The sequence below is a fragment of the Marinobacter salicampi genome (assembly GCF_011074795.1).
GTDB classification, from domain to species: Bacteria; Pseudomonadota; Gammaproteobacteria; order Pseudomonadales; family Oleiphilaceae; genus Marinobacter; species Marinobacter salicampi.
Map to the genome: position 1 here is coordinate 77,817 of NZ_JAAMPF010000004.1, position 15,885 is coordinate 93,701.

The 15,885-nt window shown below is 57.7% G+C and carries 13 protein-coding genes; 2 read left to right on the forward strand and 11 right to left on the reverse strand.

The features are described 5' to 3' along the window. Window positions 1-45 precede the first annotated feature (45 nt). The 8 genes from G7W63_RS01850 to G7W63_RS01885 form a co-directional block, all read right to left on the reverse strand. The gene (locus G7W63_RS01850) at window positions 46-1,194 is read right to left on the reverse strand and encodes a WD40/YVTN/BNR-like repeat-containing protein (RefSeq protein ID WP_166252282.1); all 1,149 of its coding nucleotides are present in this window, start codon (window positions 1,192-1,194) and stop codon (window positions 46-48) included. A 118-nt stretch (window positions 1,195-1,312) separates the two neighbouring features. Continuing rightward, window positions 1,313-2,701, reverse strand: coding sequence for a DUF1329 domain-containing protein (locus tag G7W63_RS01855; RefSeq protein ID WP_166252285.1), 1,389 nt, complete (start codon window positions 2,699-2,701; stop codon window positions 1,313-1,315). 188 nt (window positions 2,702-2,889) lie between these two features. Further along, window positions 2,890-5,535, reverse strand: a complete 2,646-nt coding sequence (pepN, locus tag G7W63_RS01860) for an aminopeptidase N (RefSeq protein WP_166252288.1) — start codon at window positions 5,533-5,535, stop codon at window positions 2,890-2,892. A gap of 89 nt (window positions 5,536-5,624) precedes the next feature. Then, window positions 5,625-6,458: a DUF2797 domain-containing protein gene (locus G7W63_RS01865; protein WP_166252291.1), complete on the reverse strand. Its 834-nt coding sequence runs from the start codon at window positions 6,456-6,458 to the stop codon at window positions 5,625-5,627. A gap of 9 nt (window positions 6,459-6,467) precedes the next feature. Next, window positions 6,468-6,728, reverse strand: coding sequence for a YeaC family protein (locus G7W63_RS01870; RefSeq protein WP_166252294.1), 261 nt, complete (start codon window positions 6,726-6,728; stop codon window positions 6,468-6,470). A 135-nt stretch (window positions 6,729-6,863) separates the two neighbouring features. Further along, a complete protein-coding gene (locus G7W63_RS01875; protein ID WP_341273674.1) occupies window positions 6,864-7,766 on the reverse strand; it encodes a rhomboid family intramembrane serine protease in 903 nt (300 codons plus the stop codon). Next, the gene (locus G7W63_RS01880) at window positions 7,732-8,745 is read right to left on the reverse strand and encodes a metallophosphoesterase (protein ID WP_166252300.1); all 1,014 of its coding nucleotides are present in this window, start codon (window positions 8,743-8,745) and stop codon (window positions 7,732-7,734) included. Before G7W63_RS01880 ends, G7W63_RS01875 begins: the two co-directional genes overlap by 35 nt. Next, window positions 8,745-9,629 carry an NAD(+) kinase gene (locus G7W63_RS01885; RefSeq protein ID WP_166252303.1) on the reverse strand — a complete coding sequence of 295 codons (885 nt, stop codon included), beginning with the start codon at window positions 9,627-9,629 and terminating at the stop codon, window positions 8,745-8,747. Before G7W63_RS01885 ends, G7W63_RS01880 begins: the two co-directional genes overlap by 1 nt. Before the next feature lie 155 nt (window positions 9,630-9,784). Between G7W63_RS01885 and G7W63_RS01890 the strand changes: the two genes are divergently transcribed. Continuing rightward, window positions 9,785-10,684 carry a DUF1853 family protein gene (locus G7W63_RS01890; protein WP_166252306.1) on the forward strand — a complete coding sequence of 300 codons (900 nt, stop codon included), beginning with the start codon at window positions 9,785-9,787 and terminating at the stop codon, window positions 10,682-10,684. Between the two features lie 32 nt (window positions 10,685-10,716). On the opposite strand, the gene G7W63_RS01895 is transcribed toward G7W63_RS01890, so the two are convergent. Together G7W63_RS01895 and G7W63_RS01900 are read right to left on the reverse strand one after the other, a co-directional pair. After that, window positions 10,717-11,988, reverse strand: a complete 1,272-nt coding sequence (locus tag G7W63_RS01895) for a DNA repair protein (RefSeq protein ID WP_166252309.1) — start codon at window positions 11,986-11,988, stop codon at window positions 10,717-10,719. Between the two features lie 257 nt (window positions 11,989-12,245). Next, window positions 12,246-14,318 carry an NADPH-dependent 2,4-dienoyl-CoA reductase gene (locus G7W63_RS01900; protein WP_166252312.1) on the reverse strand — a complete coding sequence of 691 codons (2,073 nt, stop codon included), beginning with the start codon at window positions 14,316-14,318 and terminating at the stop codon, window positions 12,246-12,248. Between the two features lie 160 nt (window positions 14,319-14,478). On the opposite strand from G7W63_RS01900, the gene G7W63_RS01905 reads away from it, so the two are divergent. Then, window positions 14,479-15,537: an AraC family transcriptional regulator gene (locus G7W63_RS01905; RefSeq protein ID WP_166252315.1), complete on the forward strand. Its 1,059-nt coding sequence runs from the start codon at window positions 14,479-14,481 to the stop codon at window positions 15,535-15,537. Between the two features lie 41 nt (window positions 15,538-15,578). Here G7W63_RS01905 and G7W63_RS01910 read toward each other — a convergent pair whose 3' ends face one another. After that, a complete protein-coding gene (locus G7W63_RS01910) occupies window positions 15,579-15,752 on the reverse strand; it encodes a hypothetical protein (protein ID WP_166252318.1) in 174 nt (57 codons plus the stop codon). Window positions 15,753-15,885: the final 133 nt, after the last annotated feature.

Here is a 15,885-nt window from a genome sequence, read left to right on the forward strand (position 1 = left end):
AAAGACCCTCTTATTCTTTCGGTTCTTGCCACATCAGGGCGTGATTTACAGATTCTTTCCGTTCTCATCGGCGTGGCTTACGCCCTGCTCGCCAATCAGCACAAGACGGGTTTCCGACACCGGCATCACGTCCATCACACCTTCCCGGTCTGTACGGAAATAGCTTCTGAAGGTTTCGCCCCCTGTCGTACTGACAAGCACCGCGCCTCCGTTGCCTACCAGAATGATCCTGCCGCCGTCCGTCACAGCGCCGTCATTCAGGGTCGAGGTAGACTCGCCGCCCGGCACGGTCTTCCAATTTTTCCCCAGGTCAGCGGAGAAGAGGATGTTGCCCCTCAGGCCGAAGGCCAGCATTTCATTGACCTTGCCGGTACCGATAACACCAAAGAATGAGCCTGTGTACGGTGTTTCCCGGGCATCCCAGGTCTCGCCATTGTCGGCTGACACCAGAACCAGGCCCGCCTCACCAACAATAACCAGTGCACCACCGGTCAATTCAGTAATGGCGTTCAGATGATAACCGCTGGGGTTAGCCAGCCTGCCTGTCCAGTCCTGCCAGGTTTCACCACCGTCAGTGGTGCGAAAGGTCATGCCGTAGGCGCCAATCACAAAACCGTGATTCTCGTCTTCGAACCACACGCCCAGGAAGGGATTGACGGGCCCGATCTCAAGATCGGCCTGCTGGTTTTCCAGGGAAAACATCAGGTCGTCCAGAGCCCACTCCATATCAGCCTTTTCTTCTTCCGGCGCTTGCTCGATCTCTTCTTCGAACTCAGCAACACGCTCTTTCTTGGCCTCTATCGCCAGCTCCGCAGCCTGCATTCCGTCCAACTGCAGCTCCCAGGTTTCCCCGGCGTCCGACGAATGGAGTACAGCACCGCTGTGGCCTACCGCCCAGCCATGGGTTGCGTCAGGAAAGGAAAGCCCGGTGAGGGTAACCGAGACAGGAACCTCTGCCTGGGTCCAGGTAGTGCCCTGATCATCTGAATAGATAATATGGCCACGCTCACCAACGCTCACCAGCCTGTCACCCGCCCGTGTAATGTCCGTGAGCAGAAATTCGGTTGCAAGCTGGGTTTCACGTGCTGGCGTCTCCAGCAGATCCCCGACAGCAACCGCCGAAGGAGCAGCTGCAGCAAGGGAAACCCCGAGGCAAACCGCTCCGATAGTCTTGCGCGTTAACCGTGTAGCCATTCAGATTGCCTTAATAGTGTGAGTTCGGTGATGACCTCCTGACAGGACAAATGCTGACGCCCCTTCGGGTGCCAGCATTTGTCGGCCAGAAAACGTATATTATTCGGAACCTTACGTTTTAGCGAACGCTCCTGCGTCGCAGAGAGGCTGGCGAGTAGTAGCGCTTGTTCGGTACGTCGTCGGTGAAGACCCGGGTTTTGGGCTCTTCGGTGTCGAGGCCAAGCACATGGTATCGCCGTGCCTGCAGATCATGGAACACTTCCAGTGCGGTCCAGACCCCAGGGAGCTCATAGTAGTTCTTGAGCATACCCATGGTGACCCGCCAGAGCGCGCCACGACCGTCGTACTGGTCCAGTAGGACGGTGTTCCAGCTGTCAGCATCAATATAGAACCTGCGCTTGCCGTAAATATGACGGGCGCCGTCTTTAAGCGTCGCCTCAACCACATGCACCCGGTGCAGCTCCCAGCGGGTAAGTTCCGGGTTCAGATGTGAAACACCAAGAATTTCAGAGTAAGGCAGGCCCTTTTTGCCAAGGGTATAGTTGTTGTACGGAATGTACATTTCCCGCATGCCTTCATAACGCCAGTTGTACCGGTCCAGAGCACCGTTGAAGATGTCGGTGTCGTCCGCTGTGCGCAAGTTATCCGCAGCCGCGATCGGGGAATCGTAACCCAGGTTCGGAGCACGGCGGACCCGGCGCTGACCTGCGTTGTAGCCCCAGCCATTGCGGGGGTTGACGATCTGGTTCAGGGTTTCATGGACCAGAATGGCGCCACCGGCCAGGCGTGGTGGTGATTGGGTAAACGAGAGGTAGTAAAAGATGATGTTTTCCAGCTCACTTTCACTGCCTTCCGGATTGTAGAAGTTGAAGAAGGCTTCCTGCTGGGATGTCACCAGGGAATAGTCGCCACTCTGCTGGACGGCCACTTCACTGGAACGACGGGTAATGGAAATGCCACGCCACCGGGTCAGGTGGTTCCAGATGGCCTGCCAGGCCTTTTCTTCGTTATTGCCGTGCAGGATCGGAAAGGGGTAGCCGCCAAAAGCGCCGTCCAGACCTTCACCCTCGCCAACGATGGTGGCGCTGGTGGCGTTTTCACGGGTGTTCTTTTCGACAAATTCGGGCACCGCATGGGTACGCCTGGACTGGTAGACCGGGACCTCAAAGCTGGCAGGGTAGGTATCCAGCATCGCCTTCACGCCATCAGACAGAAACTCGCTGTACTGATCGGCATTACGGGCATTGATGGTAAACAGAACCTGGTCGTCAGGAAATGGGTTGATATGATGCTGGCCGGAGCCTTTATAGCCATCAGGCGCCTCGGTAAGCCCGCCGGTCCAGGCCGGGATGGTGCCTGCCTCGTTGCCGGCCTTTACCGACCCGAAGGGGGTGAGTTCATCGCCAAGACGTGCTGCTTCGCTACTCGATACCGCAGCGGTCGCAGAAGTACTTGCGACGGACAAAGCGAGAAGACTGCCGAGAAGCCAGTTCTTGTTGTTTCTCATTTTTGGTAACCCTACCTACATGCGTCTGAAAGCCTTTTCGGCTCTAATTGTTATAGTTGCAGTTGTTGTAGATACCAACGCTACTAGACCTTCAAAGGTTAGCGTATCGCGGGGCATTGTCCATCGACCGAAAGTGCGATTTTGTATCAGTTCGCAACGCCTTTAACAGACGCTGCGAACCACCAAACTCAGTCTGCGAGGCTTTTATGGACCACTTCATAAACGTCCGCTGACAGCCCTTCCTTGTCCCTGACCTTCTCGAGGGCAGCTTTCATGCCTTCCCGGTAGAGGCGGGCAAATTTCCGCCACCGGGTCAGCGGTGACACAAGCCGGGCGGCAATCTGCGGATTGCTGTCATCGAGCCGACAGATCTGCTCAGCAAGGAACTGATAACCTGAAGCGTCTGGATTGTGGAACTGGACAAGGTTCTGACCGGCAAAGCCGCCGATAACCGAACGAACCTTGTTCGGGTTTTTCCAGTCGAAGGCCTCATGCTCAAGCAAGGCACGGACATTGGCAAGCCGCCCTGCCCTGGGGCTTGAGGTCTGGATGGAAAACCACTGTTCAATTACCTGCGGGTCCTTCTGCCATTGCTGGTAGAAGGATTCCAGGGCGCGCTCACGATCATCCTCGAAATCAGAGTTCACCAGCGCTCGCAGGGCCCCTGACTGGTCCGTCATATTGCCCGCCTCCTGGAATTGCCTGAGGGCGAGTTCGCGGCCTTCGTCGTCATTGATGTGGAGCAGCCAGGCCAAGGCGGTGTTGCGCAGGGCCCGCTGGGCTATCGCCTGAGGTGTGAGCTCATAGGGACCGCTCTGGTGGTTACGGTGATAGCAGGCCACCAACTCATCCCGGAGGGTCAGGGCAAGCTCGTTCAGGACCCGGTTACGGGCGGTATGGATGGCCTGGACATCGGCTTCGTCCGTTATCTCGAACAGGTAAGCCTCGCTTGGCAACAGCAGCATTTTGGCTACCAGCGCCTGGTCCAGCTCGGCATTGCTGATCAGGGAACGGTAGGCGGTAACCAGCCTTGGCTCTACCGGCGTCTCGGATGGCTTGCCTACCAGCGAATTGATCACATCCACTGCCAAGCGCTGACCCGCATCCCAGCGATTAAAGCCGTCCGGGTCGTGGCTCATCAGGAACATCGATTGCTCCCGTGTCCACGGGTAAACCAGGCGCACCGGGGCCGTGAAACCCCGCAGCAACGACGGTACAGGGCGTTCCGCCAGACCATGAAATTCAAAGATATGCTCGGCGTCCGTCAGCTCCAGCACGCGTTCGGTGATCTCCGCCTCATCAGAGGCCGACATCTGCAAAGGAAGGCTATTGCCGTGGCTGTCGAGCAGGCCGACACCGAAGGGAATGTGCTGGGGCAGCTTGTTCTTCTGGCCCGGTGTGTCGGGGATATGCTGCCTGATGGTAAGACTGTATACGCCCCGGGCACTGTCGTAGTCGTCGGTGACTTTCAGCACCGGCGTGCCCGCCTGTTCATACCAGAGCCTGAACTGACTCAGATCCCGACCACTGGCATCTTCCATGGCGCGGACGAAGTCATCAGTGGTCACCGCCTGCCCATCGTGGCGGTCAAAGTACAGGTCACTGCCCTGGCGGAACAGCTCCGGCCCGAGCAGAGTGCGGATCATACGCACCACTTCAGCGCCTTTTTCGTAAATGGTCAGGGTGTAGAAATTGGTTATTTCCATATAGGAGGACGGACGCACCGGATGGGCCATAGGTCCTGCGTCCTCGGCAAACTGGGCGGTACGCAGCATGGTTACATCTTCTATGCGTTTGACCGTCGCCGAGCCCACATCTGAGGAGAACTCGGTGTCCCGGAACACCGTAAAGCCTTCCTTCAGGCTGAGCTGAAACCAGTCGCGGCAGGTGACGCGATTACCGGACCAGTTGTGAAAGTATTCGTGGGCAACGATCGACTCGATGCGCTCAAACGCAATGTCAGTGGCTGTGTCTTCGCTTGCCAGCACACAGGACGAGTTGAAGATGTTCAGACCCTTGTTCTCCATGGCCCCCATGTTGAAATCGTCAACCGCCACGATCATGAAAATATTGAGGTCGTACTCCCGTCCGTAAACTTCCTCATCCCAACGCATGGCACGTTTTAGCGAGGCCAGGGCGTGGTCACACTTCTGGGCGTTGCGGGGCTCCACGTACATGCGCAGGTCGATTTCGCGGCCGGATTCGGTGGTAAACGCATCTTTCTTCTCAACCAGGTCGCCGGCCACCAGAGCAAACAGATAGCTCGGCTTGGGGAAGGGGTCTTCCCAGGTAACGAAGTGCCGGCCGTCGCCCAGCTCGCCACGGTCCACGTCGTTGCCGTTGGACAGCAGAACCGGATAGTGTGCAAGGTCCGCTTCCACGCGCGTGCGATACCGGGACATCACGTCCGGACGGTCGGGGAAGTAGGTAATGCACCGAAAGCCTTCGGCTTCACATTGGGTGCAGAACATACCAGAGGACTTGTACAGCCCTTCCAGACGGGTATTGTTCTGGGGCTCAAGCCAGGTGACAACGTTCAGTTCGAACTCGTCAGGTACCCCGGGAACCACCATCCCGCTACTGCCAGCGGTGTACTCCCCCTCCTCCAGTGCTCGTCCGTCAAGGGCGGCGCTTTCCAGTTTCAGGAGGCTGTCGCCATCAAGTTCAAACTGGCCGGATCTGTTCGGGGACTCGGGATTACGCCGCACGCTGAGCGTACTGTGAACCCGTGCGCCTTCCTCGAAGAGCTCAAAGCGCAGATCCACGTGATCCACAAGATACGCGGGCACCTGATACTCGCTCAGGTAAATGGTTTTTGGCTGGCTGGTTCGCATGTACGTTTCTCCAGGCAATTGCTTTGTGGTTTAGCTCCAGGTACCCGCGGCTGAAAAAAAGCCCTGTTGTCGGGACGTCAGACTGACGGTCAGTGAACCCTTAGCCGAACGTGATAAGCCGTGTATTTACGAATATTGATCACGCCGGTATCCAGCAACAGATACTGACCCTTGATACCCTGCAGAATGCCCTGGACCGTGGGGTTCTTGTCGAGATTGTGAGTCTTGATCTTCTCAGGCCAGACCTCAACAGGGTAGCCCAGCGTCAAGACCTCCTTGTTGACCTCTTTCAGGGCGTCGGAGCCATGCTCTGCACGCAAGGCTTCAAGTTCGGGCCGGATCTTTGCCAGCAATTCGTCCCGGGCCTCGGCCATGTTGATACTGGCCACGCCACCTTTGAGCATGGTACGCCAGTTGGTCCGGTCCGCCACGTGCTGCTTGCAAATGACCTCCACCAGCCCGGCAAGACGCCTGTTGGCAACCGCCAGCAGGGGCACGGCTTCAATGGCGCCCTGGTCGATCCATCGAGTGGGTACCTGGGAGGCCCGGGTAATGCCCACCTTGAGGCCCGAGGAGTTCGCCAGGTAGACCACATGGCCGGTCAGACAGTGGGTTTCGCCCCACTCGGGCTCGCGGCACGTGCCCAGATGGTAGTGGCACCGCTCTGGACTCATTAGGCAGGTGTCACAGGCCGCGAGCTTTTTAAAGCACGGGTAACAGTAGCCCTGACTAAAGCTCTTGTTGGTTTTCCGATCGCAGTGAATACACCGGATGGTGCCTTCGTAATCGATCTGCACATGGCGCCCGACAAGATCATTAAGCGGAAGACGCGTATCCCCGACTTTCAGGGTATAGGTCACAGGGTCCCCCGGCTGGGCCGGCATCTTGCTCAGCCGGCCCGATACATCAATAGCTGCAGTCAAAGCTTTGCCTCAATTAAGAATACGCACCGGAGAAGTATCATCGTCCCGACCAGTTTTACTGTCCGCCCGCTTTTTGGGTTCGATATAGCCCACCCGTTCCTGCTCAGGTATGTCATGACGGTTCTCATAGTAAATCACGGCCTCAAGACAGATCGCCTTCTGCTCGTCCGAAATCCGCCGGCCATCGGGCCATTTGCCGAGTTCGACCGCGCGTTTCAGGCTGGCGTAGACCGCCGGGTCCAGCCGTTCGATCAGTTCATCGTAAGTCATGGGCAAATTTCCTCCAAAAAGAGCTTGACCCAGTTAAATGATAACGATTATCATTATTAAACCAGATGACAACACGGTCGTTTGCCATTTGGTCTCTCTCATCAGGAGCTTAACGGCTCTTTTAATGCCCCGCCCTCAAGCGGGGCTTTTTTTTGGTGGGGGCATGAGTACCGCCATCAGCAGGCCCGCCAGAAAGCCGCCCAGATGGGCTTCGTTCGCCATGGATCCCATACCCAGCATAACCGGCAATGGCGTAAACCCGATCAGCATCCACGCCACCGCAAAAACAATCAATGCCGGTGGAAACTGGAAGCGGACCTGACGTTGCTGGCTCAACCAGCAATAACCCAGCACTCCGTAGACCACGCCTGACAACCCCCCGAACAAGGGGCCGGACACCACGAACTGCAAGCTATTGGACAGGACACTGGTGACGAAAAACAGGGCAATAAGTCGACCCCGACCATCAAACCACTCGATCTGGCTGCCCAAAAACCAGAGCATGACGGAATTAAAAATGATGTGAGGCCAGCTGAAGTGCAGAAAAGCCGGCGTTATCAGCCGCCATAATTCTCCCCCGGCAAAGGTTTCCGTAAGAGCCGACATCCGCTGGCCCACTGTGTTCCAGTCATGCTGCTGGGGGTCGATGATCATCAGCACGTAAGCCAGCTGGGTCTGGCCGAGGCCGGTGAGCCAGGCCATGACCACCGCAAACACAATACTGGCCAGCACGATCGGCGCATGCCGGGGCGAAGGTTGCCAGCGTCCCCGCACGAACACGGGCGACTCGTTAACCGTGGTAACCGCCTCTCTTACCCCGGGGTCCTCCAGGTACTGCTCCATGGCCCGAAGTACGGGCTCAGCGTGGGCGGAATCCTCCAGCCACAAGACCTGCTGCCCGCCCTCTTCGGTGATCCGGTGCTCAACACCCTGTTCCCGAAGCCAGGTACTGAAACCGATGAGGTCGATATCCGTATCAATCTGCTTTACGCGATACATACCATCACCTTGAGACGCTGTCTTCGGTTTGATTGCCATCGTAACGTTCCGGCCTTTCGACATTCACATAGACGAATTTATCCGGTGACAGTACGCGCTCTCCATCCATTCGGTAGGCAACCAGTTTGCCGTACTTGACGGCACTGTAGTCAATACACGCTACATTGGGCTTCAGTGGCGCCGGTTCGCCCTCCATCCAGTAATGCCCGACAAACACCGGTTTTTCCTCGGGCGGATAAGTCCGAAGCTGTTTACGTTCAGCCGCTGTCAGAGGCCGCTGGGCAATGGACTCAGGCAGTGGGTCAGGCTGAAATACCACATCGGCGTAGGTCTGGGGATTGTCAGCCCAGAACTTGGTGCGGAAAAATTGCCGGGTGTAGCCATCGCGACTGGAAATGGACAGTCCCTCCGGCAACCTCAGATCGGTCCCCCTCAAAAGCGTATCCATGACCTGGCCGGCAAAGGATTCGATGGCAGATGAGGCATGGAGGAAATCTTCATCAATCTGGTTGCCCCCCTGTACCCGCTTGAATTTCTCAATCAGGTCACGGTCCCAGCAGGCGTGTACGGCCCTGAAATCGTCTTCCTCTATAAAGAGCGGAATGGTGTAGAACCATTCCAGGAACTCATTCCATTCATGGGGGTAATGGGCAAACTGCTCCAGTGTCTCCCTGATCAGGCGGTCATGCCTGGCATTGTGCTCCCGCAACCATTTATGCCCGCTACCGGCCCGGGCCCGGGTGCAGTAGCCCAGGGCATTATATTCGTGATTGCCCATGACGATCTGGGCGGAGCCATGGTCCACCATGTCCCGAACCAGATGCAGGGACTCACGGATGCGTGGCCCACGGTCGATGATATCGCCGATGAATATTGCCTGGCGCTTCGGATGCTGATAGATGCCATTGACCTTGCGATAGCCCATCTGCCCGAGCAGGAGCTCCAGGGTATGAGCGCAGCCATGGATATCACCGATAATGTCGTAGCCGCGGCGAGCCGCTTTCTTGGGTGTCATCATCAGCTCGCTGCTATCTCGCTCGCCCAGCCCAGCTTTTCGCGGCAGGTCGCGTAGAAATTATGGTCGGTCGGATGGATCAGGCGGATCTTGAACGGTTTTTTGGTAATGCGGATGATGTCGCCGGGGGCGCAGGATATGTCCATCTGACCATCACAACTGATTTGCGGGTAGGTTTCGTTGGTATCACCGATGACAAGTTTGATCTCGCTCTTGCCGTCCACCACGATGGGCCGGCTGCTGAGTGTGTGGGGGAACATAGGCACAAGCACAATGGCGTCCAGCTTGGGGTGCATGATGGGCCCCCCGGCAGAGAGCGAATAGGCTGTCGACCCTGTGGGAGTGGCCACGATCAGCCCGTCAGAGCGCTGGCTATAAACAAAGTGGCCATCAATATAGAGATCAAACCCGATCATTCGTGTTGATTTCCCCGGGTGCAGCACAACGTCGTTAAGGGCTGTACCATAGCCCAGCGGCTGACCATTGCGCTCAACGTTGGCATCCAGCAGGAACCGGTGCTCTTCGATGTACTCTCCCTGCAGCACCTTGCCCAGCCGTTCTTCAAGATCCGCTGGCGAAATATCAGTGAGGAAGCCCAGGCGCCCGCGGTTGACGCCCAACAGGGGAATCTTCGATTTGGCCAGTTCCCTGGCCGCACCCAGGAGACTGCCGTCGCCACCGACAACGATCACCAAGTCACAGATCTCACCGAGCAGCTTCTTACTGGCTACCTGCAGCCCGTGGCCCGGCAGCATGGTCGCAGTGTCAGACTCCAGAATGACGTGATAATTCTCGTTGACCAGATAGGTACGAAGCTGGCGCAGGGACTCCACCACCTTGACACTGCCCATCCGCCCAATGACGCCAATGTTCCTGAATTGATCCATGAAAATTCCTGTAGATTGAAGCTTGACGGGACACTGTCCGCCCATGCCTGGGAATTGATGGCCACATCTTACAGAATTACGGAATGATTCTGAAAAAGATCGCCGGACCTGAACCACAGGCAACGCTCCGAAGGCAACAATGAGAGCACACCGCAATGAAATCTGAACCGCCTCAATTCTGGAACACGGCAGCTGTCAGGCATCTGGCGTGGCTATGCCAGGCTCCGCAACTGATCACCGGTCCGCTGGTGCGGCCCCTGGCTGCGACCATACCCGCTGACCTTGCGCCGATACTGACGGCGCTCGACCAGCGCCCGGAGCCCCTGCTGACCTGCCTTAACTGTAACAAGTCCCCAAGGTTGGGGCAGTACTTCGAGAGCCTTTATGAATTTTTCCTCACCCATATCCTGGGATGGGAGGTTCTGTTGCGGAACGTGGCCATCCGTGATGTCACCGGCCGTACCCTGGGGGAACTGGATTTCGTGGTACGCAATCCGGTAACCGGGGCGATCCAGCATCATGAAGTTGCGATCAAGTTCTACCTGGGGCTGGAGGAAAACGGCACAACGCTCTGGTACGGGCCGAATGCCCAGGACCGTCTGGACCTGAAGGCCCAGCGCATGAAGAACCACCAGGCCACCATGACACAGCGGCCCGAAACCCTGGCTAAGATGGCACCCCACGGCCTTGGCGTAGACATAGAGCCGGTGATTGTCATGCCCGGGAATCTGTTCTATCCGGTGGTTCCCGGCCCGCCGGTACAGACCCCGGCGTGGGTCAACCCAGGCCACGAGAGGGGTAGCTGGATACGTCAGGGTCTGCTGGAAACCGGTCACACCAAGGACTGGACCGCACTCAAGAAGCCACACTGGCTGGGCCCCTACCAGTCTTGTTCGCCACCGGACCCGGAACTGACCTCACATACGCTGGCCACCATGGCCGAGGCCGGAAGACCCGGGCTGTTCGCGAAAATGGTGGCCCGTGAGGATGGCCGCGGCTTTGAGGAAATATCGAGGTGCTTTGTGGTGCCCGACCACTGGCCACGCCAGAGATAGAGCTTGAAGACAGCGGTACCAATAGATAGACGTCAGGCTGTGGCGGGTGCCTCGGTCTTATGGGCCTCACAGCGATCATCCCGGCCAGGATGGAACTCGGCGGGCTGACTGACCCTCATCAGGGGCTCTGCACAGGGCTTGCCGCTCTTGTGCTTGTGGCGACAGCCCGGGTTCTCGTAGTGCTCCAGCCAATCCTTGTAAGCGGGCTCATTCAGACCGCACTTTTCCGCTGCATAGGCCGTGGGATTTTCAAAATAGCGTTCAATGTCGGTAAAATGCAGGGTCAGATGCCCAACCCCGGCATGGTAGGCCACCAGAAACACGGTCTGATCGCTGAGTTGCTGCATCAGTGAGCCGTCTACCGGTTCACGGTGCTGCAATTCGTAGCTCTCCTGCTCAAGCAGGACGATTTTGTCATTGCGCATTTCCAGCTCACGCTGTTTACGCTCGAGCTGTTCCCGCAGCAAGACCACTTCGGCAAAATTGTTGTTGCTTTCCTGGCTGCGGGAATCGGCTTGCTGGCCCATTTTCTGCTGGATGGCGAGATACTGCTCGTTGCGGTCGGCAAGCCGTTTCTTGAGCTGCTCGTTGGTAAGCCGCTGACGCTGGAGTTTCTGCTCCAGCTCCGCCATTTCGCCTCGCAGGGCCTGCATTTCAAGCCGGTGTTCACGCTGGATGTCAGACAGGGCATCCCGATGCACACTTTGTAGGGTTTTGATTCTCAGCCGCTGCTCACGGATCATCTGGGCCAGGCGGGCCCGCTGGGCGGCGGCCTCGGGCTCCTCGGCGGCACTGACGGGTTTGTTGAGAGCACCGCGCAGCACCGGAATGTTCTCGTCTGGGTCCTGAACTTCGGCTTTCTTCAGCTTGAGAGTGTTGGCGTCGACTGCCTTGCGAATGGTCTGGAAATGGTTACTGCCCGGGGCCATGTCCGGGTCCCATAACTGATCCGCGAGGGATGGATGCGGGCACTGGCTGCGGCAGACGAGACGAATCGCGCCACCCCCAAGGTCAGGCCCTTTGGCACCCTGTTCGGCAAGCGCCTCTACCGGCAAGTTCCAGTGGCTGTCAGCGCGGCCCTCTTCATCAAAATAGATGCGGAAAAAGACCAGCGACCGTATTCGCAGGTCTTTTCCCATCACCACGTAAACTGCGCGTACGTCAGTGTCAGCAAGGTCGGAAAGCCCGACATAGCCATCCAGGAAGGCACCGAATTCAGATGCACGCATCTGGCGGGACACCAGCGCACCATCCATCAGAAAGACGGCCGAATACCCTTCGGCAGCCTGATCGGCAAAACCCATTGAAAACCCCCGCAAGAAACCCCTGAGGACAGACGCACCAATGACCCGATTCGTTCCGACATTATGGCACCTGATCACATTAATACATGACGTCTCGCACCATTGTAGTCAGAGTCGGCCTAACAGGGAGGCGGAAAACTGAAACGTTTTGTGTTCAACACGCGCAAAAAAAGCCCAACATATCGTGTATTACGACACAATAAGCCGGGCCCAGGTAGCGCTTTGACCGGAGGCAGTCAGAAACTAAGGATTCAGTGTCAGATTTCGGCAGCGAGCCGGCTGCCCTGGTCGATGGCCCGTTTTGCATCCAGCTCCGCAGCCACGTCGGCGCCGCCGATCAGATGCACGTTCAGCCCGGCCTGCTCCAGGCCCGCCTGCAGTTCCCGCAGGGGCTCCTGGCCCGCACAGATTATGATGGTATCCACCGCTAGCACTTTGTCGATGCCCTGATCGGCTCCCTTGGGGGTAACCGTTATGTGAAGGCCATCGTCGTCAATTTTCCGGTAAGTGACCCCAGGCAACATCTGGACCTGGCGGTGCTTGAGCGAGGTCCGGTGGATCCAGCCGGTAGTCTTGCCCAGCCCCTTACCTACCTTTGAGGTTTTCCGCTGCAGCAGGTAGACCTCCCGGGCAGGCTCAGGCAACTGCGCTTCCATACCGGCAATACCGCCCCTGTGCGCCACGGTCAGATCCACGCCCCATTCCTTCATGAAGTGGGCTGTATCCAGGGCTGCCGATGTGCCCTGATGGACAATAAACTCGGAAACGTCAAACCCGATGCCCCCCGCCCCGATCACGGCTACACTTCGGCCGACCGGCTTGCGCTCCAGAATGGCATCGAGATAGCCCATAACCTTGGGGTGATCGATACCCTCGATGGCCGGGGTCCGCGGCGCCACACCGGTTGCCAGGATCACGTCATCGAAGCCACCGGCCTTGAGTTCTGCCACATCAACACGGCTATTCAGCCGGATGTCCACCCCGTGCTTGTCCAGCATCACCGTGAAATAACGCAGGGTTTCGTAGAACTCTTCCTTACCGGGGATACGTTTGGCGATGTTGAACTGGCCACCCAACTCACTGCCGGCATCGAACAGAGTAACCCTGTGGCCTCTTTCGGCAGCGACCATGGCGAAGGCAAGACCAGCCGGCCCCGCCCCTACCACGGCAATAGAACGCGGGGATGAGGTTGGCATGTAGGACAGTTCGGTCTCGTGGCAGGCCCGTGGGTTCACCAGACACGAGGTCAGCTTGCCGCTGAAGGTATGATCCAGACACGCCTGGTTACAACCAATACAGGTGTTGATTTCTCCGGCACGGTCGGCCGCCGCCTTGTTGACCAGGTCGGCATCAGCCAGGAACGGTCGGGCCATGGAAATCATGTCAGCGTCGCCTTCGGCGAGAATCTTCTCGGCCACATCCGGCATGTTGATCCGGTTGGTGGTGACCAGGGGGATGCTGATTTCCGCCTTCAGACGGGCGGTTACCTTGGTAAAGGCACCCCGGGGCACGGAGGTGGCGATAGTCGGCACCCTGGCCTCATGCCAGCCAATACCGGTATTGATGATGGTCGCACCCGCCTGCTCAATGGCCTTGGCAAGCTGGACCACCTCCTCCCAGGTGCTGCCATCTTCAATCAGATCGAGCATCGACAACCGGTAGATAATGATGAAGTTCCGGCCAACACGGGCGCGGACCCGACGCACGATCTCCAGAGGCAGCCTGATCCTGTTCTCGTAACTGCCACCCCATTGATCGGTCCGGTGATTGGTGTGAGCCACGATGAACTGATTGATGAAGTAGCCCTCGGAACCCATGATCTCGACGCCATCGTAGCCGGCCTCCTGAGCCAGGGCGGCGCAGTCTTCGTAGGCCTGGATCTGTTTTTCGATCCCGGCCTCATCCAGCTCCTTGGGTGTAAACGGATTGATGGGCGCCTGGATGGCAGAGGGAGCGACCAGTTCGGGGTGGTAGGCGTAGCGCCCGGCGTGGAGGATCTGCATGCAGATTTTACCACCGGCTTCATGCACCGCCTGGGTTACCGGCTTGTGTCGCTCGGCTTCCTCCCGGGTGTCCATTTTAGCTGCGTGCTGGAATACCCCGCCTTCCGGGTTGGGCGCTATCCCCCCGGTCACAATAAGACCCACACCGCCGCGGGCCCGCTCTGTATAAAATGCTGCCAGGCGCTCAAACCCGTTTTTCGCTTCCTCCAGACCCGTATGCATTGACCCCATGAGGGTACGATTACGCAGCGTGGTGAAGCCCAGGTCCAGGGGCGCAAGCAGATGGGGGTATTTGGTTGCGCCAGGGGCGAAAGTCGTGGCTGTCATTTCGGGTATTCCTCTTTATCAGAGTGATCAAGGCTGTCGGGTTGATCAGATCGAGCGATTGCCAGGTATTACGAAACCGGTGCTAAGTTAGCCCTCCGGCTTGCCACTAACAATATCTTCAAATAACATTTTATTATCTTCAGACGACTTGTCAGACAATATGAATCAGCGCCGTGCTAAGCCTCGCAATCTGCTGGGGGATATCAGTGTTCTTTACGTCGCCGTCATGGCGCGCGCGGTGAAGAGTCGTGGCGCCAATCCGCAGCCGCTGCTGGACCAGTTCGGGCTTGGTGAGAGCCTGGTAACTGCCCCGGACGCCCGTATCAGCATTCCCCGGTTCATGCGCCTGGGACAGGCCGCCATCGAACTTACCAGCGAGCCCACCCTCGGGTTGAGCATGGGTGAGCTCACCCGCCCGCTGGACGCCGGTCGAGCCGGCCTGGCAGCACAGGCGGCGCCTGATGTAGGTTCCGCCCTTGCCACCCTGTTGCGCTACGACCTGCTCACCAGTCAGAACAGCCGGGGTCAGCCCCGCATGGACCTTGATGAGGGCTACGCGCAGTTCTACTCCATACGGCCCTATAACATTTTTAATTATTTTGTGGTGGACTCTGTGCTCGCTGCCTGGACCCGACTTGCCCGTGTGTTCGCGGGCACGGATGCGGTCCTGGCCAGGGTCGAGATCGAATACGCTGCCAGAGGATATGAAGAAGCGTTCGAGGCCTGGTTCGGCTGCCCGGTCACCTTCGGCGCTCAGCACAACCGCATTTACGTTCGTCCTGAGGTGATTTCAGCCCCGTGCCGGCAGGCTCAAGCCGCGATGTTCAAATTACTGAAGGGTGACTGCGACCGCGACCTGCAACGCTTGCGGGCGGGCTGGGGCATCCAGGACAGGGTACGGGAAAAGCTGGCATCGCTACTGGAAGGCGAAGCACCGGGCCTGGAAGAGGTTGCGGTGGAGCTTGGTATGGCACCCTGGACGTTACAGCGAAGGTTGGCAGGGGAAGGTGTCGGGTATCGGGCACTGGTGGACGACACAAGAAAAGATCTGGCTCTGGATTATATCCGGGAAACGCGCCTAGCCTTCTCTGAGATTGCCTGGTTACTGGGGTTTTCCAGTCCGCCAGCCTTTCATAAGGCCTACAGGCGATGGTTTGGCTTCAGTCCAGGGGAACACAGGAAGCGGTTTTTCGACGAGCAGGTCAGAAAAGGTATCTGAGCCTGTTTCAGATGCGCAAAAAACAGACGGGCGGCCGGGCCCTACATTTCAACGGCGTCGTCCAGTTCGTCGTCGTATTCCTCACACTGGATATCGATCAGCTCTTCTTCATAGTCACTCATGGTTTTTATCTCCCTGGCGTTAAAGATTGCCGTTATAGACGAGAAAACAATAAACCATTGTGTATGACAGACCGATGACAGTTGAATGAGCAAAAATACAGATAGCAGAAAGTGCAGCCCATGAATTCTGTTGCTGCAATAGAAGCTGGATGCGAGGGGAGAAAAAAATGGCGGAGCGGACGGGACTCGAACCCGCGACCCCCGGCGTGACAGGCCGGTATTCTAA